General features: G+C 54.9%; 19 protein-coding genes. 11 read left to right on the top strand and 8 right to left on the bottom strand.

Translation table 11 applies throughout. The annotated features are described in order from the left end of the window. The first annotated feature begins 67 nt into the window (after positions 1 to 67). The gene (locus tag ACZ5AL_RS10405; RefSeq protein WP_464510306.1) at positions 68 to 463 is read left to right on the top strand and encodes a hypothetical protein; all 396 of its coding nucleotides are present in this window, start codon (positions 68 to 70) and stop codon (positions 461 to 463) included. Positions 464 to 470: 7 nt separating this feature from the next. Here the strand turns inward: ACZ5AL_RS10405 and ACZ5AL_RS10410 are convergent, their stop codons facing one another. Together ACZ5AL_RS10410 and ACZ5AL_RS10415 are read right to left on the bottom strand one after the other, a co-directional pair. Continuing rightward, on the bottom strand, positions 471 to 1,259 hold the full coding sequence (locus tag ACZ5AL_RS10410) for a DUF6503 family protein (protein WP_464510307.1): 789 nt from the start codon (positions 1,257 to 1,259) through the stop codon (positions 471 to 473). Positions 1,260 to 1,271: 12 nt separating this feature from the next. After that, complete coding sequence (locus tag ACZ5AL_RS10415) at positions 1,272 to 1,883, bottom strand: DUF2911 domain-containing protein (RefSeq protein ID WP_464510308.1); 612 nt, start codon at positions 1,881 to 1,883, stop codon at positions 1,272 to 1,274. A gap of 194 nt (positions 1,884 to 2,077) precedes the next feature. On the opposite strand from ACZ5AL_RS10415, the gene ACZ5AL_RS10420 reads away from it, so the two are divergent. Next, complete coding sequence (locus ACZ5AL_RS10420; protein ID WP_464510309.1) at positions 2,078 to 2,464, top strand: SPOR domain-containing protein; 387 nt, start codon at positions 2,078 to 2,080, stop codon at positions 2,462 to 2,464. A gap of 47 nt (positions 2,465 to 2,511) precedes the next feature. Here ACZ5AL_RS10420 and ACZ5AL_RS10425 read toward each other — a convergent pair whose 3' ends face one another. Then, positions 2,512 to 2,985 (bottom strand): hypothetical protein, encoded by a 474-nt coding sequence (locus ACZ5AL_RS10425; protein WP_464510310.1) that lies wholly within the window; start codon positions 2,983 to 2,985, stop codon positions 2,512 to 2,514. A gap of 246 nt (positions 2,986 to 3,231) precedes the next feature. On the opposite strand from ACZ5AL_RS10425, the gene ACZ5AL_RS10430 reads away from it, so the two are divergent. Genes ACZ5AL_RS10430 through ACZ5AL_RS10445 form a run of 4 tightly spaced genes read left to right on the top strand, consistent with a single transcriptional unit; the run spans position 3,232 to position 7,117 of the window. Then, positions 3,232 to 4,512, top strand: coding sequence for a glucose-1-phosphate adenylyltransferase (locus ACZ5AL_RS10430; protein ID WP_464510311.1), 1,281 nt, complete (start codon positions 3,232 to 3,234; stop codon positions 4,510 to 4,512). Between the two features lie 55 nt (positions 4,513 to 4,567). Next, the gene (glgA, locus tag ACZ5AL_RS10435; RefSeq protein ID WP_464510312.1) at positions 4,568 to 5,794 is read left to right on the top strand and encodes a glycogen synthase; all 1,227 of its coding nucleotides are present in this window, start codon (positions 4,568 to 4,570) and stop codon (positions 5,792 to 5,794) included. Between the two features lie 23 nt (positions 5,795 to 5,817). Continuing rightward, positions 5,818 to 6,312: a TspO/MBR family protein gene (locus tag ACZ5AL_RS10440; protein ID WP_464510313.1), complete on the top strand. Its 495-nt coding sequence runs from the start codon at positions 5,818 to 5,820 to the stop codon at positions 6,310 to 6,312. Between the two features lie 13 nt (positions 6,313 to 6,325). Then, on the top strand, positions 6,326 to 7,117 hold the full coding sequence (locus ACZ5AL_RS10445; RefSeq protein ID WP_464510314.1) for an alpha/beta fold hydrolase: 792 nt from the start codon (positions 6,326 to 6,328) through the stop codon (positions 7,115 to 7,117). A 51-nt stretch (positions 7,118 to 7,168) separates the two neighbouring features. Here ACZ5AL_RS10445 and ACZ5AL_RS10450 read toward each other — a convergent pair whose 3' ends face one another. After that, positions 7,169 to 8,653, bottom strand: a complete 1,485-nt coding sequence (locus tag ACZ5AL_RS10450) for an SDR family oxidoreductase (protein WP_464510315.1) — start codon at positions 8,651 to 8,653, stop codon at positions 7,169 to 7,171. Between the two features lie 374 nt (positions 8,654 to 9,027). On the opposite strand from ACZ5AL_RS10450, the gene ACZ5AL_RS10455 reads away from it, so the two are divergent. Both ACZ5AL_RS10455 and ACZ5AL_RS10460 read left to right on the top strand, forming a co-directional pair. Next, positions 9,028 to 9,234 carry a hypothetical protein gene (locus tag ACZ5AL_RS10455; protein ID WP_464510316.1) on the top strand — a complete coding sequence of 69 codons (207 nt, stop codon included), beginning with the start codon at positions 9,028 to 9,030 and terminating at the stop codon, positions 9,232 to 9,234. Between the two features lie 71 nt (positions 9,235 to 9,305). After that, entirely contained in the window at positions 9,306 to 9,725 is a 420-nt protein-coding gene (locus ACZ5AL_RS10460) for a hypothetical protein (RefSeq protein ID WP_464510317.1), read from the top strand. Between the two features lie 450 nt (positions 9,726 to 10,175). Here ACZ5AL_RS10460 and ACZ5AL_RS10465 read toward each other — a convergent pair whose 3' ends face one another. Beyond that, complete coding sequence (locus ACZ5AL_RS10465; RefSeq protein WP_464510318.1) at positions 10,176 to 10,559, bottom strand: RidA family protein; 384 nt, start codon at positions 10,557 to 10,559, stop codon at positions 10,176 to 10,178. A gap of 286 nt (positions 10,560 to 10,845) precedes the next feature. Between ACZ5AL_RS10465 and mnmA the strand changes: the two genes are divergently transcribed. Beyond that, positions 10,846 to 12,006 (top strand): tRNA 2-thiouridine(34) synthase MnmA, encoded by a 1,161-nt coding sequence (gene mnmA / locus ACZ5AL_RS10470; RefSeq protein WP_464510319.1) that lies wholly within the window; start codon positions 10,846 to 10,848, stop codon positions 12,004 to 12,006. A gap of 26 nt (positions 12,007 to 12,032) precedes the next feature. Here mnmA and bshA read toward each other — a convergent pair whose 3' ends face one another. Then, a complete protein-coding gene (bshA, locus tag ACZ5AL_RS10475; RefSeq protein WP_464510320.1) occupies positions 12,033 to 13,178 on the bottom strand; it encodes an N-acetyl-alpha-D-glucosaminyl L-malate synthase BshA in 1,146 nt (381 codons plus the stop codon). 424 nt (positions 13,179 to 13,602) lie between these two features. Between bshA and ACZ5AL_RS10480 the strand changes: the two genes are divergently transcribed. After that, positions 13,603 to 14,235, top strand: coding sequence for an outer membrane beta-barrel protein (locus tag ACZ5AL_RS10480; RefSeq protein ID WP_464510321.1), 633 nt, complete (start codon positions 13,603 to 13,605; stop codon positions 14,233 to 14,235). Positions 14,236 to 15,500: 1,265 nt separating this feature from the next. On the opposite strand, the gene ACZ5AL_RS10485 is transcribed toward ACZ5AL_RS10480, so the two are convergent. Further along, positions 15,501 to 16,163 (bottom strand): hypothetical protein, encoded by a 663-nt coding sequence (locus ACZ5AL_RS10485; protein ID WP_464510322.1) that lies wholly within the window; start codon positions 16,161 to 16,163, stop codon positions 15,501 to 15,503. A gap of 347 nt (positions 16,164 to 16,510) precedes the next feature. On the opposite strand from ACZ5AL_RS10485, the gene ACZ5AL_RS10490 reads away from it, so the two are divergent. Further along, positions 16,511 to 17,686 (top strand): 4-phosphoerythronate dehydrogenase, encoded by a 1,176-nt coding sequence (locus tag ACZ5AL_RS10490; protein WP_464510323.1) that lies wholly within the window; start codon positions 16,511 to 16,513, stop codon positions 17,684 to 17,686. A gap of 20 nt (positions 17,687 to 17,706) precedes the next feature. Here the strand turns inward: ACZ5AL_RS10490 and ACZ5AL_RS10495 are convergent, their stop codons facing one another. After that, positions 17,707 to 18,465 (bottom strand): hypothetical protein, encoded by a 759-nt coding sequence (locus ACZ5AL_RS10495; RefSeq protein WP_464510324.1) that lies wholly within the window; start codon positions 18,463 to 18,465, stop codon positions 17,707 to 17,709. Positions 18,466 to 18,643: the final 178 nt, after the last annotated feature.

Raw genomic sequence — 18,643 nt, forward strand, 5'->3', positions numbered from 1 at the left:
ACTTTTTGACCTTCCGTTCCCGATGCCTAAAGCCAAGCCCTCTGCTCCTCCATCGAATGATGTCGCCATGCGCCACCAACATATCCAGGATGCGCTGAAAGATCCATTAGATGAGCAATGGAAAAGTGTTTTGGCGCAGTGGGATGGGGGAACGACCGCCCAGAAACGCGCAGTCCGAGCCTACGCATCGGGGCTACGCAACCGCATCGTCCAAACCATGTCGGACTTAGATGAGGTGGAGGAAATCAATCAGGCGCTAGCGGTGCAGTATTTAGAAATGAAGTGCCACTGGACACTGTTAAATACGCAAATCCAAAGCCAAACGGCCCGAAACGGACAGCCCCAGGAAACGCTCATGTACCGAGCCACCTGTGTAAGCCTTATCATTCAGGCCATTGAGCCTCTGCTTTCAAAGGAGCGCATTGACACGCTCACGCAAATGCTGGCCGAGCCGTTTGACTAATTGCCTTTCAGTTGAGGGGTGTGATCCGAAGATTTTCGAGATCGACGGTCGATACAAAAGTCAATGTGTCGGTCTCCAGATAGTTGGGGTATGCTTGCAGTTCATCGATAGGCAGGTCTTCAACCGTGTAGTTGTAGTAGTCGGCCAAGCGCACCCCCTCAACATTGTGAACGCGATACGCCTCACGGAAGCGAGTGCCCTGGTCTTCTTCGGGACCACCAACGCCAAATGCGTAGGCCATATAATCCATCGCATGCGTATCGGCATCAAACCAGTACATGAACTCATCCTGATAATCTGTGCCAGCCTCCGCGTCAAAGCCCACGCCAACACGATGATACGCAGCGCCTCGAACCGTGTCGGGTCCTGCGTACGTAGCGTTCACTGATGGATCTTGGAGTGGATACGGCAGCAGTGCAAAATAGGCAATTCCATTCACCGCTGTTTCTATCTCGGACCGCTCTTCGGCATCTAAAGAGAGGGTATCGCCTTCGACCACGCGATACACATCGTTGTTTGTGATGCCTTCCGTAACACGCTGACCGTCCGTATCCGTAAAGCTACGACGGTATTCAAACACACCATCGTCGCGCTGCAACTCCACCTCATACTCGCGAAACGTAAACGACACCGTAGCGGCATCGAGCACCGCCCCGCCGTGGGCTTGAATGACAGCATCCAGATACGCGTCTATGTTGTCTGCTGGGTGCGGTGTAGACGGCTCCTGACTACAGCCCATTCCGAGCCATGCAACAAGGAGAACCCCTCCACTTAGTATAGCAAACACACGCAGCATGTAAAACACAGACTATTGTTTGGTGTCGAGGGCGGATGATGAGTCTTCATCGGTTTGCTCAGAGAGCGACAGCGTAATGGGCAGTTGGGTATCGTTCCATTTCATGCTGAGCATAGCCATGGTATCATCGACCTGGGAGAAGCTGAACGTCATCAGCTCATAGTGATGGGCTGTAGATTCAGGAGCGATCTCGGTGCGCAGCACGTCCGCATCGGCATTGTGGTCATATGCTCCCCACTGGTTGGCTTCTTCGTTCAAGATGAGCGTCCAAGTCCCTGCTTCGCTGGGTATGGTAAAGAGCGCATAGGTTCCCGCCTCTACCGGCTCATTCTCCACGTACACCGGACCGGAAAACGTGATGGTAGTCGCTTCATTTGCTCCGGTACGCCAGATTTCATCGTACGGTACCAGGTCGCCAAAGATGACACGATCGCGCACCGACGGACGTCCGTATGTAACGCGGACTTCGGTGGTGCCAATGGTTTGATGCACCTCGGCATTCGGGCTTACACGAGGCTCTTCGTTATCGCGTTCTTGTGCAGTCGCCGTGGTAGCATTACCTAGCAATAGCGCTACACTAAGGCAGAAAAGAATAGCCCACAAAGGGCCTCGGAACGTAGACATAGGAGGACGCATAGGTCGGCAGCGGGGTTTGATGAGTAGCAGATGCATTGTGATGCGTTACAGCACGCCAATATGCAACCTGTTGCGGTTAGAATCAAACGCAACAAGCGGCTCGCTCTTGTTCTCCGTGCATTTGTGTACCTTTTTACACCTGCTGCAGCCGATTCGTTCACTTAACATATTCTTGTGAGCCTATGTATCGCCGACTGCTTCTGTTTATTCTCACGGGACTTCTGATGAGCGGGGTAGCCGGATGCCAGCTGTTTGAGTCGACAACGGGTAGCGAGGCGGAACCGGAGGCAGAGATGCCTGCGCGTCCCTTCTTCGTGCAGGTAGCTACGACCGACAGCCGTAATGCCGCCGAGCAGGCTCGCGAACAGGTTGTTTCGTGGTGGCACACAACCGACGCGCGCCCCGATGCCCTCCCCGACACCAACGAGCCGCCGGTACGCATTGTGTGGCAAGCCCCGTACTACCGCGTACGGCTCGGCCCGCTTCCAAGCCGAAATGACGCCGCTGCCGTACGCGATGCACTACCCAGTTCTTTTGACGGGGCATTCATTGCACGAGGTGCGCCTTGACAGGCTATTGGGTTTTAACGCTCTGTTCGCTGCCTCCTTACATTGTGCTACACAAAGAACGGACGGACAAGCGTGTCAAAGTACATCAGAACGAGCAGCACCACCCACAAGAGGTGTCCTACGCCCGTACCAATGGCTACTTTTTTGCGGGCGCTGTCGGCTTCTTTGCTTGTGGGAGAAGCACCGTTGGTCACAATGTTTGTCAGTTGATTCCATGACCAGTGAATAAAGAACTGCACGGCTACCAGCACCAACATCAACGTCAGCGAGGCATGATACTGCGGCGGATAGCCCGTAAAGCCGCCCCCAATGAAGAATGAAGCGTACGCAAACACGACGGTCAGTATAATAAAGCCGCTCATCCACTTGACGGTGCGCTGGGTGTCTTTGGCTAGCGCAGTGGCAGCGTTCCCCTCAAGGGAGAGCACCGTGCGTGCTTTTCCAGCCAGCCGAAGCCCCAGCCCAAACCAGGCAGCAGCAGTGGTGATGTGCAATACAACAAAGAGCGTGTGCAGCGTCATAGCAACAATCGAATAACCAGCGGAGCGCGAGTATACGGAATCACATCACATACACGAAGCAGCTTCCGTGTGGTGCCGCGAAATTTCAACGAGCGCCTGATCACACACAGAAACACTTTGGACAGGTCTCAAACCGAACGTAACAAAATGTCTTCTCTTTCACATTAGGCTTGCTCCTGACCGTTCTGCTTCGGATGTTACAGGAAGCGCTCCCGTATACTTTTGTTCATTGATCGCCCGCCTGTTATGAGCAACATCTCCAAGGACGTCCTTAGCGTAATTCTGGGAGGAGGCGCCGGAACCCGGTTGTATCCCCTAACAAAGCTGCGTGCTAAACCCGCTGTTCCATTGGCCGGGCGCTACCGACTGATCGACGTGCCCATTTCGACCAGTTTGAACTCAGGCATCGAGCGCATTTTTGTGCTCACCCAATTCAACTCGGCCAGCCTAAATCGCCATATTGCACGCACCTACCGCTTCGACCGCTTTAGCAACGGGTTTGTCACGATGCTGGCCGCTGAACAGACCCCGTCGTCAACCGACTGGTTTCAGGGTACCGCCGATGCGGTTCGGCGCAGCCTGGACCACATGGAAGGCTACCGCCACAAGCAGGTGCTCATCTTATCGGGCGACCAGCTGTATTCGATGGACTTCCGCAAGATGCTGGCCCACCACCACAGCACCAATGCCGACATCACCATTGGCACCATTCCAGTAACGGCTAAGCAGGCGCCGGCCTTCGGCATCTTGAAGACCAATGAAGATGAGATCATCACCGAATTTGCCGAAAAACCTGCGTCTGATGAGCTCGACGGAAAAAGCAGTCCCGTCGCTCCCGAAATGGAAGAGCAGGGACGCATCTATCTGGCCTCTATGGGTATTTACATTTTCGATCAGGGCCTACTGCGGGAGATGCTCGACGCCTATCCCGAAGACCATGACTTCGGAAAAGGCATCATTCCGCGGGCCATCGACAGCCACCGTGTAGCTAGCTATCCGTTTGAAGGCTACTGGAGCGACATCGGCACAATTGAGTCGTTCTTCGAGGCCAATCTAATGCTGGCGAAAAATAAGCCTGAGTTTGATCTCTACGACCCCGACCGCCCGCTCTACACCAATGCCCGGATGCTTCCTCCGGCCAAGGTCGAAAGCTCCTACGTGCAAAACTCGCTTATTGCAGAGGGAAGCATTGTCGTAAATAGCCAGATTGCGAACTCAGTCGTGGGCATTCGCTCATACATCGGAGAAAACACAACCTTGAAAAACACCGTGCTCATGGGGGCCGATCACTACCCGTGGCAAGACGACACAGGCATCGGGCGTCGTGAGGGACCGTCTCTTCCCGGGATCGGTGCAGAGTCATACATTGAGGGGGCCATCATCGACAAGAATGTGTCCATCGGAAAGCGCTGCATCATCAAAAACCGCGACAATGTGCAGGAAGCCGAGGGCGAGAACTACATGATCCGTGACGGGGTGGTCGTTCTCCCCAAAAACGCCGTGATTCCGGACGACACGGTGATCTAATTCTCTCTCGCGCACATTTCACCGCTTACTTTCCTCCATACCCAACCCTCCTTTTATGAACATCGTCATCCTCACCAACGAGTACCCTCCCAACGTATACGGCGGAGCGGGCGTGCATGTCGAGTATCTAACCCGCGAAATGGCTGCTGCCGACGATGGCGAGCATCATGTGCAGGTGCTTAGCTTTGGCGAGCAGGAGATTACGGGAGGAAACCTGGAGGTTCAGGGCATTACCGCCTCCGAGGTGCCTCACCAGGACCCGCGCCACAAGAAATTTCTGGATGCGATGGCCCGCAACGTCATCATGGCCGGATCGGTGCAGAAGGCCGACATTGTACACGGGCACACGTGGTACTCGCATCTGGCTGGATGTCTGGCCAAACAACTTACCGGAGCCAAGCTGGTGCTCTCCACGCACTCGTTGGAGCCGCATCGTCCATGGAAGGTGGAGCAGCTCGGCACCGCCTATCACGGATCGAGCTGGGTCGAGCGCACCGCCTATGAAAATGCCGATGGTGTGGTTGCCGTTTCTTCGGCTATGCAAGACGATGTGCACGATCTGTACGATGTGCCCCGTTCGCGCATCCGCACCATTTACAACGGGATTGACATCGACCAGTATCAGCCGCGTCCGGACGATGCCGTGCTGCGAAAGCACGATGTGGACCCCGATCAGCCGTATGTGCTGTTTGTGGGGCGCATTACCCGCCAGAAGGGCATTCTGCATCTGGTGCGGGCCATCCATCACATGAACGATGACGTGCAGATCGTACTGTGCGCAGGCGCCCCCGACACCGATGAGATTGCCGCTGAAATGACGGCACTCGTTGAAGATGCGCAGGCCGAATCGGGCAACCGCATTGTCTGGATCAACGAGATGCTTCCAAAAGATGAAGTCATCACGCTGTACTCGCAGGCGTCGCTGTTTGTGTGCCCCTCGGTGTACGAACCGTTTGGCATCATCAATCTGGAGGCGATGGCCTGCCACACGCCTGTAGTGGCTTCTGCCGTAGGGGGCATCCCCGAAGTAGTTGTCGATGGCGAAACAGGGGTGCTTGTGTCGTTTGAAGCGGACGAAGGAACTGACGTTGATCCCAAAGACCCTGATGCTTTCTCACAGGCACTGGCTGACGGCGTAAATACGCTCATGGCCGATCCTGATCGCCGCGCCCGCATGGCTGATGCTGCTCGTACCCGTGTTGTGGAGCAGTTTAGCTGGACGGCCATTGCTGAACAAACGCTTGACTTTTACCGCGACCTGCTCGACGGAACTGTATCGTAGCCGTTCAATCTGCCGCCCTGCCTATGTCTGAAGCCCCTACCTCATCCCGCCAGCGCGATGCCTGGCTTCTGCTGTTAACACTCATCGTGTGTCAGGGAGTCGGAGCGCTTGCGGGATACGCCACTCAGGAACCGGTCCAAACCTGGTATCCGACGCTTGAAAAGCCTTTTTTCACTCCACCCGACTGGCTCTTTGCTCCGGTCTGGATCACGCTCTACGCCATGATGGCCATTGCGTGGTTTTTGGTGCTTCGCACCGGGTGGACGGATGAAGTGCAAACGGCCAGTGCCGTATTTGGGCTTCAACTCGTTCTGAACGGCGCTTGGTCGTTTGTCTTCTTTGGAATGCAATCGATTGGGGGCGGGCTGGTGGTGATTATCACGCTCCTGCTTGCCATCCGGTGGACGCTTAAACGGTTCTACCCAATCAACCGCTGGTCGGCTTTTCTGCTCCTGCCGTATCTGGCGTGGGTGATGTATGCCACCCTCCTGAACGGATCCCTCTGGATGATGAACTGACTCTTTTGGCCCCATGCCCAACGTAACCTGCAACGACGTAACCCTCCACGTTGAAACAACAGGCAAGGGCCCTCCTGTCGCGTTTCTGAACGGCATTATGATGACCACAGCGTCGTGGACGCCCCAAACGTCGGTGCTGTCTGACACCTACCAGTGCGTGCTGCATGATATGCGCGGACAACTCCGAAGTGAAAAGCCGGACCGGATCACACTGCGTGACCACGTGGATGATTTTCGGGCCCTGCTTGACCATCTCGGCATTGATGCATGCCACGTTGTGGGCACATCGTACGGCGGCGAAGTGGGTCTGCTCTTTGCAGACGCCTACCCCGAGCGTGTGCAAAGCCTTACTGTTATCAGTGCCGTGAGTGAGGTCGGGCCGCGGCTGCGTCGCCAAACCGAGGCCTGGGCTGCTATCGCTCGCTCCAGTCCAGAGCACCTGTACACTGCCACCATCCCCGACAACTACTCGTCGTCTTTTCTGGAGGCAAATCCTGGCGCAGTACGTGCAGGGCGTACGCGGATGGCGGAATATCCTACCGAGTTCTTCTCGGCCTTCGCTCGCTTGGTTGAAGCCTTCCTCACGATCGACATAACCGATCGTTTGCCCCACATTTCTTGCCCGACATTGGTGCTATGCGGAGAGAAAGACACACTCAAACCCGTGCACTACAGTCAACGCATTGCCAACCGGCTGCCTCACTCCACTTTTCTCACGATTCCGAATGCCGGACACGCGGTTGTGGTTGAACGTCCTACCGCCATTAATACAGCTCTACGCGGATTCTTGCAGACGCACATCTAAACAGACAGGGCTACGCTGTTCGTGAACCGACCGTCCTATGCGAAATTGCACCTATGCATTCACAGAAGCGGGGGTCTTCTTTTCGATACGCTCGCGCAAAGCATGGAGCATGCCTGAAAATATGATCTGGTGGGGAATGGCCAGGAGGTACCAGTACACGGTGCCGAGCAAGCCTTTCGGCTCAAAGTAATTTGATTGCGTGATGACGGCCCGGCGCGCGCCTCGTGGCTCCACCTCGTACTGCATCCACGCGCGTCCCGGCATTGTCATTTCGGCGCGTAGACGCAGCAGCCGGGGCCGCTCGATTGCTTCAACGCGCCAAAAGTCGACCGTATCGCCCGCGCGGAGTTCGGTAGGATGACGACGTCCCTTCCGATATCCAATGCCACCTAGCAACTGGTCAAGATACCCGCGTAAGTGCCAAAGCGCATTTCCAAAGAGCCAGCCTGTTTCGCCGCCAAGCCCTTCAATCACACGAAACGTTGTGCCCGCATCCGCATGAACCTGCAGCTGGCGCGTTTCTTTGATCATTCCCTCGGTTGTTTCAAGCGTCGTATTCACTTGGCGTCCGCCGGGATGGGATGACACGGCACTGTTCCAGACGGTGGGAATGTCGTTCGACGCATAGCGGCGCAGGGCCAGTCGCACAGCTGCCTCATACGACATCGGACGCACCTCCGGAAACAATTGGCGCGCTACCGTAGGGTCATCAACAGTAACCTCGTTATCGAGTCCTTCGATAAGTGGACGCGCAATCTGGTTCGATATGGGCGTGACAAGCCCCACCCAGTGGGAGGACAGCCGCGGGGTAAGAAACGGGACATCTATAATCGGACGCTGCAATCCGCGCACCCGAGCATACCGTTCGAACATATCGCCATACGTAAGCACATCGGATCCTCCAATCTCGATTGTGCGCCCTGTGCTTTTGGGTTGCTCCAGGGCCGCGACCAGGTATTGCAGCACATTACGAATGGCTATGGGCTGGGTGGGGGTACGCACCCATTTTGGACAAATCAGAATGGGGACCCGCTCGGTAAGATACCGGATGAGTTCAAATGAGAGACTGCCCGATCCGACAATCACCGCCGCCCGAAACTCGGTAACTGGAATCGATCCCTCGCGAAGCACATCGCCTGTTTCCATCCGACTCTGCAGATGCTTTGACTGCTGCGCCCCTTTGGGTCGAATGCCGCCAAGGTAGATAAGCCGTGCTACGCCTTCCGCCTCGGCAGCCCGGCGTATATTCTCGGCAGCCCGGCGGTCTCGCTCGGCAAACTCGGATCCACTGCCTAGCGAATGGATCAGGTAGTATGCGGCATCAACATTCTTGAACACCCCGTTGAGCGTATCAGGCTTGAGCGCATCGCCGGTAACAACGTCTACCTGGTCATGCCAGGGCTGCGCTCGCAATCGGGTGGCATCGCGCACGAAGCACCGCACACGATGGCCCGCACGAAGCAGACACGGCACTAAGCGTCCCCCCACATATCCAGTGGCTCCGGTAACCAACACTGTCTGCGAAGAAGTACCCATAACACCTGAAATCCGAGTGGATGAAGTGGTTCAGCAAAACATGTACGCCCCCGTCATCATGCACTGCTCGCACGCACAGGGACGGATTCGTCTTCTGTGTCTTTTGATTTACTTGGATAGACACGGTATGAATGCCGTCTGTAGGGTGGGGTTTGCTATGCAGCCCATCAGGAGGAGACCAATATGCAACGATTTAGTGCCAGAACCAGGCTTTTTTACACGATCAGACAATGTAGCAAGACCGTGAAGGTTGTGTAGAGGTTCATTACAAGGCCGTACCATATGAAGCGAACCGGGCCCTCTGATATGCATCTATACCAACACAATGCATGATTCCTTTGTGTACGCTTTCTCTTAACCTGAACTATTTCGATATGGCTGACCAAAAAGATGACACGCGCACCTGGCCCGAACTCGCTATTGGTCTTTACGACAAGTTGACCGGGCGTGGCGCCGAAATCACGTACGACTTCGACAACTTCGAAGTGCAGGTTCCAAGCAAAGCGGGCGACGGTGCCGATCACGCTCAGTGGAAAATGAACGGTACGTTGCGGATCCGCACGCGCGACGATGAAAGCTAAATCGGTTGTGCTTGCGCGTAAGCGAAGCGCAACATCTTCTTGGTGCCTTTGTCTTGACGCCCTGCTACCCCATGCATACCCCACTGAATGTACTTGCCGATCTTAAACTCACCGTAGATGGCGAGCGCATCGACATCCGCGGAGATGGAGATCGTATCATTGCGGATATGCCCTCGCTGACTGCGGCCCGCACGGTGTTTCTCAAAAGCCCCCTAGGGGGCACAACGCGGCGTGCGGCTGCAGAGCGCGTGCATCAGTGGCTCAAGAGCGCTGACCTTACGCTCGACATTACGTACAACCATCGTCGTGTGGCTCGATTAGGCGCTCGCGCGCACCCCAATGCCGTCTCGCGACTGCTTGACTTGCCATCTGTAGAAGTTACCCCTGCTGCTCCAGTCCGCGAAGCAGCAACTCGCAATCCACTCGTTACGGCAGTGCTCCTTCTTACCGGAATTGGGGTGCTCATCTGGTTGTGGCAGCGATCTGACTAGCCCAACCTCACACACAAGAATTCGTCCCCCAGCGTGCCTGCGTCTGCCACTGTGCAACGCGGGCACGTTTTTTTGTTGGTCGTGGCAAACCGTTAACATGGGAGCCTATCCCAAAGACATTCGTCCTCGTGTTTTTCTCATAGATCATGTTGAACGGAGGGAAGCCACTCAACACGCGCCTACAGAGGGCTACGATACAAACACACAGGGGAACTCCATAACGGACCCATCCCACGCACGGAGCCCTGCTAGACATGAACGGCCGGTGCTGTGAGCGCTAGCGAATTGTACTCCTGGGGTGCGATCTCATGCCGTTGGTTGGGCGGCTGGATCCGGCCTGATGGCATGAGATTGCGTCGCTGCGCTCGCAATGACAAGGTGTGAGTTGTTCTCGGCACGTTAGGGTGCACCATGCGTTACCCAAACTTTGACTGTGACAGAGAAGTGGGGTTAGCTACGCACCGCAATGCACGACACCTCAACGCGAGCCTCGCGCGGCAATGCAGTAACTTGTACCGCCTGACGAGCCGGCGGGGCCTCGTTAAAGTAACGACCGTACACATCATTAACCTGAGCGTAGTCGTTTACGTCAGTCAAGAACACCGTGCAGCGCACCACATCTTCAAATGTCATGCTCGCGCCCTGCAGCACAGCACCTAAGTTTTCAAGAACTTGGCGGGCTTCCTCTTCAATAGATCCTGTTACCATGCGCCCGGTGTCGGGGTCAATGGCAATTTGTCCGGAGCAGTATAACGTATCTCCTGACAGGATAGCTTGGCTATAAGGACCAATGGCTGCGGGCGCCCGTGGGGTTTCAACAGTCGTGTGTGGCATGGGGAGCGGAAGGCATGAAAAGAACAGAGGGCAGCGGTCTATTGTAGACCATGCTCTTGCAGTATAATGGGTACAGCGCAAAACCTGCACTGCATATCCACTTACATAGGCGAATATTTTCTTAAGAGAGTCGTTGTATCACGTATATGCAGCATGCAGCCCTCCGTTGGGAAACGGCAGATCCGTGTACAACGTTGCTCTTGATCCCTACTGCTTGCAAAACATGTCGCCTCCGACTTTTTGCAAGCGAGCCCCTACCGTATATTCTTGATTCTCTTTTTCTGCCATGAGTGCAAAAGGACGCGTATTGGTTGCTATGAGCGGCGGCGTAGACTCGTCGGTCACTGCTGTCTTGTTGGCCGAGCAGGGCTACGAGGTCGTGGGGATTACCATGAAAACGTGGGATTACTCAACCAGTGGTGGCGGAAATAACGGAAAAGAGGTAGGATGCTGCACGCTTGAGTCGATTAATGATGCGCGCGCCATCGCCCTACGGCACGGGTTTACTCATTTCATTGTAGATATTCGTGAGGAGTTTGGCGACTGGGTTATTGAGCGCTTTACCAACGAATACTTAGCCGGTCGTACGCCAAACCCGTGCGTGCTGTGCAACACGCACATCAAATGGGCCGCGCTGCTGCGCCGAGCTAACGACCTCGACTGCGAGTACATTGCTACTGGTCACTATGCCCGCGTATCGTATGATGACGAACTTGATCGCTATCTCCTGAAGCGTGGTCTGGATCGCAACAAAGACCAGAGCTATGCCCTTTGGGGGCTTCCCCAAGAACATTTGGCGCGGTCAATCTTTCCGCTGGGTACGTACGAAAAGCCCGAAATCCGCCAGATGGCATCTGACTTTGGGCTCGACCGCGTCGCCGATAAGCCCGACTCCTACGAAATCTGCTTCATTCCAGATAACGACTACGGACGCTTCTTGCGCGATCGTGTGGATGGCCTCGAAGAAGACGTTGCCGGGGGCACGTTTGTGCTCAGCGATGGCACCGTAGTAGGTGAACACGACGGCTATCCGTTTTACACCATCGGACAGCGGCGTGGTCTGGACTTAGCTCTGGGTGAACGCGTATACGTCACGCACATTGACCCCGACACCAATACCATTACGGTGGGGCCTAAAGAGGAACTGATGCAGCAGACGCTCAAGGCCGGAGAGGTCAATCTTATTAAGTATCCTTCGCTGCAAGAGGAACGTCCAGCATGGGGCGCCATCCGCTATAATGATCCCGGAGCCGGATGCCTTACTTGGCAAGATGACGACGATATGCTGCACGTTGCCTTCGCTGAACCGCGTCGTGCCATTACCGCAGGGCAGTCCATTGTCATCTACGAGGATGAGGATGTGCTTGGAGGCGGCTGGATTCACGAGGTCGGAACCGCCAACACACCCGAAGCCGATATGGATGTGATCGCCGAAGTGCCCATGTAGGTGCAAGCGCCTTGCTCAACGACGACTTACGCATCCGCCATTTGTTTGGCTTGCACCTCCTCATAGAACGCTTCGTACTGCGGCACAATTCGGTCCACGTGAAACGTAGTGCGGGCTCGCTCCAATGCGGCTTTGGCCATGCGAGCCTGCATCTCATCATTTGTGAGCAGCGTGCGTGTGCGTTCTGTAAACGCATCGATGTCATCAAGCGGACACAAAAAGCCGGTTTCTCCTTCAACAACTAGTTCGGGAAGGCCACCGATATTACTGGCCACAACAGGCACCTCACACGCCATAGCTTCAAGCGCCGCTAGCCCAAAGGTTTCGGATCCACTTGGCATCAAAAAGACATCGGCAATCGACAGGATTTCTTCAATTGGATCCTGCTTGCCCAGAAAGCGCACGTCATCACAGACCCCAAGATCTCGTGCCCGACGTTCAGCAGGCACCCGGTCGGGGCCATCGCCTACCAGCAGTAAACGGACCGGAATGTCGTCTTGGCGCAGCCGATGAAAGACATCAACCACTTGCGTTGCGTTTTTGACGGGACGGAAATTTGAAACGTGTACAATGACCTTCTCGTCGTTAGGGCAGAGCGCCTTCTTGAAATGCTCTTTATCAAGACGATGAAAGCGCTCCATGTCAATAAAATTAGGAATCACCTCTATGTCGCCTTTGATATCGAAGTGATTGTACGTCTCGTCGCGCAGGTAATCTGACACGGCGGTTACTCCATCCGACTCATTAATCGAATACGTAACGACCGGAGCGAAAGATGGATCTTGACCAATAAGTGTAATGTCTGTACCGTGTAAGGTCGTAATTACCGGCACGTTCAGTCCTTGGCTTCTCAAAATCTGACGAGCCATCACAGCGCTGGTGGCATGTGGAATGGCGTAGTGCACATGCATCACATCCAGCCCATTGTGCTTGGCTACATCTACCATCTTGCTGGTAAGTGAAAGCGTGTACGGCGGATGGTCAAAGAGCGGATAGGACTGCACGTTTACCTCATGAAAGTAGACGTTGCCCCCCATGTGCGAAAGCCGAAACGGAAGCGATGACGAAATAAAGTGTACGGTATGCCCGCGTTGAGCTAGTGCTTTTCCCAACTCAGTGGCAACCACGCCACTGCCTCCGTACACCGGATAACACGTAATGCCTATTTTCATGATGTTAAACGCCAGTACACAAATGAACGATGGCTCGAACCGTACGATGCACCAACTAATGCGGCTTTCCCGAGGTTGCACCCCAATGCATTAATATTGAGGAATGCAAACATTGGCTATTGTCTCATTTTAGGCACCGGGCACACACTTTTGCTAAGCTTGATTCGGTGTCATGAAGCAGTGCCTTCCTTGCTGTGCCTCCGCTCCAGCGGCTTAGAGCGTCCTGCTTGATAGCAGCTCTCACCCAGCGATTACGTGCACGTATACTTTTCAGCCCCTAAGATTGGGCAACCGTTCATATTCCTGTGTTACTTTTCCATTGGATCGAGCGTCTATACCCAATGAAACATTAACCGCAGGGGCGTCCCCCATGGAAGTCCCTCCTTAATTCCACTTTTTGTCCATCAATCCTCCCACCTGCACCATGAAACGACTTCGCTATAGTGCATTCCTTCTCCTTATTGCTGGTCTTACCTGGGTCATGATGCCTCATACGTCGCAGGCCCAAGTTGGCATTTTAGGCGGTTTCAACTACGAAAACCTTGATGACATCAGCGGGGCTGAAAACGGCGAAGGGGGTACCTTCGACTCCGCTGCGGGGTATCATCTTGGGGTGACCTTCAACCGTGACTTTACGGTCTTTGGTGCTCGTCTTAGCGGCGTATACCGGCGCGTTGGCGAATATGAATTTGGAGGAGTCGCTGGTGTTGCCTCTGAAACGGCCACCTTGCATGCCATTGAAGTGCCTTTGGACGTGAAGTACCGCCTCACACTGCCCGTAGCTACCCCCTACGTAATGGCCGGTCCTCAACTCGCTTTTCCCTTTTCGGATAACGACGACTTCAGCGATGGTCTTGAAGACGCTTACCTTGCAGGTAACATCGGAGCTGGCGTTGAGCTGAGTGCCTTTGGCGTTCGGTTAACTCCTGAACTGCGCTACCAGTTTGGCGTCACGTCTCTTGTTGGCGACGACTTTGACGTGGGAGGCGTAAGCTTCAGCGGCGATGATGACATCAACATGAGTACCGTAAGCTTGCGGCTGCATATTTTCTTGTAAGCGCCGCATCTGTTTTTCCTGGAGGGCGTGTGTGAACGCTCACCTCGCATGGTCGCGTACAAGCATTTCTCGTCTGTCATAGACAGTTCGGGGCCATGTACCAACGGCGGCTTCAGGCTGTGGGGGCCTGAAGCCGCTGCCTCCAGGACTTTTTCGAAGACCGTAACGCGTTAACGGATATGCTAATACGGTGTCACCGGGCAATCGTTGAGTGGGCTCTAGTGGTGTGTCACACCTGAATGTTATGGTATGGAGTGGACTCGCGTTGAAGCATCTCAAACCAAATGTTCTGTCATGTTGAGCAAGCGAAGGGTCCCCAGGGCCCGAAGCGCGTCGAAACATCTCCTCGGCGCTCAGCAGCTACTGGCAAACCAACAGCCCTGCCCAGTTCGTGGGAGATCTTTACTCACTACGTTCGTCAGTCGCTTCGCTCGTGTCAGGACTCCGCACCTGCTAGACGCAGTTGCTCCGCTCAAGATGACAACATTAAAACGTAGCGCGTTGCAACCCAAACTTTGACCTGTGACACAGCACTAAGTAAGATCAGGGGCCAACTTGGGGTTTCGAATCTAAATTCCTCCCAGGTTTTTCGGGAGAGAAAGGGCCTGGATGGCCGTTCCCAGCGAATGCGTGGCGATTTTTCCCACTCCGAACTCCTGTCGGCGCGCTTCGGTCGAGCCGGCGGTATTCCCCAAAACGCTGTCTGACTGTACTTAGATCCCTTTGGTACGTACGTGTTTAGCGGGTTGCCATAGATCCCCGGGGACGCAAGCGGTCCCCGGCTATGGGGGTTCCTCACATTGCCCCGTTCTGCAGCCCCGCTCCTTAGCCCGGGATCAGGAGCGAAGCGGATATCCCGGGGCGGCTATCGTTCTATACAGGTCATGCTGAACGCAGTGAAGCATCTCAACACGAGCCGACGGAAGACTGTGGTACAGGCACACGGGAAACGCCACAACGGGCAGCCCTGCTAGACATGAACGGAAGGCTGCTGGGATCCGTCCGCCTGGCGGCGTCAGGATGACCTACGGACACGACAAACCCTCAACGCTCGTGGCGATGCTCTGCGTCGCAACGCCTGCTGGGACGCTCCAGCATCCCGAACCCGTCACCCGGCTCGTTACTCGGGTCGTTACGCCGGACGCAGAGTGTCCATTCGTCCGTCGCGACGCAGAGAGGGGCGAAGGTCATGCCGGTTGTACATTGCGACGAGGGCACAAGCAGAGGGCGCACCTCCGGTTGCGTTGTGTATAAGCCTTGGCTCCTCACGAGAGGTCTGAGTAGAACCGGAAGCGCCACTCATCAACCTGTACATTCCACTCTGGACGCACCTTGTGACGCTGATCGGCCCAATGGGGAAATGTATGGTAGGGCATAGACACCTGACTAAAGAAGTGTCGCGTTCCAATCCCGAACGGGCGATATGAGCTGTCTGCGTGCTGCACGTAATACGCAATGTGCAGCGCATGCTGCCAACTGCTCAGCGGAGTATCAAATTGCAAGTTGCTGTAAAACGCCCGCTTGGGCATACCCGGATTGAATGCGCTAAACTGCTTGGGATCCAGCACAACTTCTTCGTACGTTGTCTGATCGCGATAGGCCGTGTCTACACGGTTGCGAATCACCCACGCTACCAGTTCCTGCTCGTGGGGCTGCTTGGTTTCAGAGTAAACAGCACGCGCAAGCCAGAGCGTCGCTTCATTGGCTCCCGGCAGGTGCTCAATGTGCGGCTTTACGTCTGTAGACGACCTATACGTAGCTTGTAGCAACTCGTACGTCGCTTCATCAGGCTCCGAAAGCTCCTGGGAAGAGGATGCTTCCGCTGGATCCGACACTTGGTCCGAAAAGGTCGGCGCTCCAGTAGATACAAGCAAGGCCAGTGAGGCACAAGCAATTCCTGTTGAAGCAATGGTTTTACACGTACTCATTCAAATAAGCTGCTATTCGTAGGATGCGAGGTTCCAATTCTCGTGTATCAACAAGGAAGGGGACCGAGGTATCTTGTAACACACCTTTCTTATTTTCTGAACCGGAACGTAAGGCAGAGCGGTCAACAGAAGGCTAAATCCGATGTTTCTTGTTTTTTATTTCTATAAGATACTGTATGTATTAGATATGTCAACCTTCACCTATAATTGTTTTTGCTGAAACCGCTTCGATTAGTCCTGCCTTAACCAGACGTTAGCATGGTGTTTAAACTTGAGACGCAATTGTCTGTAACCAAAACATGTTGCATTTTTTACCCGAAGCGCTTCCACAAGCATCCCTCACCGCTATGTCTCTCACTACTCTGGCCGATGAAAACATCCCTCTTGTTCACGAGGCGTTTGCTCCTCTGGGCACAGTGCACACAACAGCTGGCCGAAGCATTCACACGGCTGACTTATCTGATGTTGATGTTCTTCTCGTACGTAGCGTTACAACCGTCGACGCCAACTTAATCGGCAACACCCCTCTCCAGTTTGTCGGCTCGGCCACGATTGGCACCGACCACATCGACCAGGCCCTGTTGGACGCGCGGGGAATTCCGTTTGCCCATGCCCCAGGCTCTAACGCCGACAGTGTAGCCGACTATGTAATTGCCGCCCTTCTTCAACACGCGGTATGCACACAAACGGAGCTGTCCGATTGTACGATTGGCGTAGTCGGGTGCGGCAATACCGGATCGCGCGTGGCACGCCGCTGCGAAGCCCTTGGCTGCACGGTTCTCCGAAACGACCCGCCACGTGCAGTTGCCTCCAAACAGTCCAAACAGACAGCCCCCTTCGTCTCCCTCACCACCCTTCTTGCAGCAGCCGACATCGTTTCACTGCATGTGCCGCTGACACACACAGGCGCTCATCCTACGCATCATCTCATTGATGCTGATGCGCTGAACACCCTTCACTGCGATGCGTGGCTCGTAAACACCTCGCGCGGCGGTGTTGTGGATGCGAACGCACTGCAGGATGCCCTGCAAAGGAATCAACTCGGAGCGGCTTTGCTCGATGTGTGGCCCAATGAGCCTACCCCTCCACTCGATCTCGTCAGCCGGGCAGCAATAGCCACTCCGCATATTGCGGGATACGCCTACGATGGCAAAATCCGTGGCACGTATATGCTGTACACTGCACTCTGCCGCGTGCTCGACCAGCCGTCCCCCTGGACACCCCGCACCGCGCTTGCTCGCCACGACCCCGACACCTGGATGCTAAGTCCGCCCGATGCGCGTTTTTCGCAGACGGAGGCACTCCATGCCCTGGCTCGACAAGCGTATGCGATTACCAACGACGATGCTCGCCTGCGCGCAATTCGGGCTCGCCCGTCTTCAGCACGTGCCCATGACTTTAGCGCCCTGCGGCGCACCTACCCGATACGACGTGAGATGCAGTGCTACCAGGTGCCTGCGGCAAGCCTCCCTGCTGATTGGCACCACGCCGTGGCCAATGGGCTCACCATGCGTCTGGTTTGACCAGTCTGTTGGGTGTCAGCTTAAAACTGCATCGCCAATCCGACCATAGGGATGAGCAGGTGCGTGGTTGATCGACGAACATCTAGATCTTCGCGATCAATGCGGCCTGTGTTATTGGTATCCACAATGGGTCCACTCGCCAGGTACTCAGCCTCTCGCCCCAGGCTGTACTGGAACCCCAGATTAATGTATATATTGCCCACTCCGCTTTCTGGGACGCTTTCCATAATCATAAAGTGGGCTCCGGCACCCGCTCCACCACTAATCGTAAAGTCGTCGAAGTTGCGTGAACTCGCCACTTCCTCTCGTTCGCGTTGCTCGTCTTGTACACGCGTATCGGTAAACAGGTACTTAAACCCGAACTTCCCCTCTAAATAGGGGCGGACGGTTCCTGTACTCGGCTGCATACGAAGCACCAAATGCGGCTGCACAATGCTATTGGTGGTAATTACATCTACCGTTACAGCGGGCCCTACCGTGCTGCTGAACGGCACGTTACGCGTGCTGCGCCCATACACGAAAAATGAAAAATCGAGGCCAATGCCAAAGATCGAGTTGGGGAATTCGGCTCCCACATATATATTGGCCCCGTATCCCAAGTTGTCAATATTTTGATTGAACTCACCCGTCGGCAAGCCCAGTGCAAAGCTCAAGCTTCCTTGCCCAGTAATCTGCGTTTCTGGAGATGCAGCAGCTCCTTGCGAGTAAGCATGATTGGCAGAAAAGGCCCCAAGCAAGATAGCGCAAAATAGGACGGTCAGGAGTCTCAAACGTGTCATGGGCTTGTAGCGTGCATCCAAAAGAGAAGTATACAGTGCGCAAACACTTCTTGTACAGAAAGGTGCCTTCAAAAACGGCTCTGTACCTTAACGTGTATGAACGCGCGAAGATTACCTGCAACCGGACACCTTCTATCAACTCTAGTGCATCACTGCGGCGTCATTCCCCCACCGAGTT

The organism is Natronotalea proteinilytica, from assembly GCF_055379935.1.

Bases quoted from the DNA above. Each gene is read 5' to 3' on its own strand.
- ACZ5AL_RS10450 (WP_464510315.1), bottom strand. From the start codon at position 8,653: ATGGGTACTTCTTCGCAGACAGTGTTGGTTACCGGAGCCACTGGATAT.
- ACZ5AL_RS10495 (WP_464510324.1), bottom strand. From the start codon at position 18,465: ATGACACGTTTGAGACTCCTGACCGTCCTATTTTGCGCTATCTTGCTT.
- ACZ5AL_RS10485 (WP_464510322.1), bottom strand. From the start codon at position 16,163: ATGAGTACGTGTAAAACCATTGCTTCAACAGGAATTGCTTGTGCCTCA.
- ACZ5AL_RS10425 (WP_464510310.1), bottom strand. From the start codon at position 2,985: ATGACGCTGCACACGCTCTTTGTTGTATTGCACATCACCACTGCTGCT.
- glgA (WP_464510312.1), top strand. From the start codon at position 4,568: ATGAACATCGTCATCCTCACCAACGAGTACCCTCCCAACGTATACGGC.
- ACZ5AL_RS10455 (WP_464510316.1), top strand. From the start codon at position 9,028: ATGGCTGACCAAAAAGATGACACGCGCACCTGGCCCGAACTCGCTATT.
- ACZ5AL_RS10430 (WP_464510311.1), top strand. From the start codon at position 3,232: ATGAGCAACATCTCCAAGGACGTCCTTAGCGTAATTCTGGGAGGAGGC.
- ACZ5AL_RS10415 (WP_464510308.1), bottom strand. From the start codon at position 1,883: ATGTCTACGTTCCGAGGCCCTTTGTGGGCTATTCTTTTCTGCCTTAGT.
- ACZ5AL_RS10420 (WP_464510309.1), top strand. From the start codon at position 2,078: ATGTATCGCCGACTGCTTCTGTTTATTCTCACGGGACTTCTGATGAGC.
- ACZ5AL_RS10405 (WP_464510306.1), top strand. From the start codon at position 68: ATGCGCCACCAACATATCCAGGATGCGCTGAAAGATCCATTAGATGAG.
- bshA (WP_464510320.1), bottom strand. From the start codon at position 13,178: ATGAAAATAGGCATTACGTGTTATCCGGTGTACGGAGGCAGTGGCGTG.
- ACZ5AL_RS10460 (WP_464510317.1), top strand. From the start codon at position 9,306: ATGCATACCCCACTGAATGTACTTGCCGATCTTAAACTCACCGTAGAT.
- ACZ5AL_RS10480 (WP_464510321.1), top strand. From the start codon at position 13,603: ATGAAACGACTTCGCTATAGTGCATTCCTTCTCCTTATTGCTGGTCTT.
- ACZ5AL_RS10445 (WP_464510314.1), top strand. From the start codon at position 6,326: ATGCCCAACGTAACCTGCAACGACGTAACCCTCCACGTTGAAACAACA.
- ACZ5AL_RS10465 (WP_464510318.1), bottom strand. From the start codon at position 10,559: ATGCCACACACGACTGTTGAAACCCCACGGGCGCCCGCAGCCATTGGT.
- ACZ5AL_RS10410 (WP_464510307.1), bottom strand. From the start codon at position 1,259: ATGCTGCGTGTGTTTGCTATACTAAGTGGAGGGGTTCTCCTTGTTGCA.
- ACZ5AL_RS10440 (WP_464510313.1), top strand. From the start codon at position 5,818: ATGTCTGAAGCCCCTACCTCATCCCGCCAGCGCGATGCCTGGCTTCTG.
- mnmA (WP_464510319.1), top strand. From the start codon at position 10,846: ATGAGTGCAAAAGGACGCGTATTGGTTGCTATGAGCGGCGGCGTAGAC.
- ACZ5AL_RS10490 (WP_464510323.1), top strand. From the start codon at position 16,511: ATGTCTCTCACTACTCTGGCCGATGAAAACATCCCTCTTGTTCACGAG.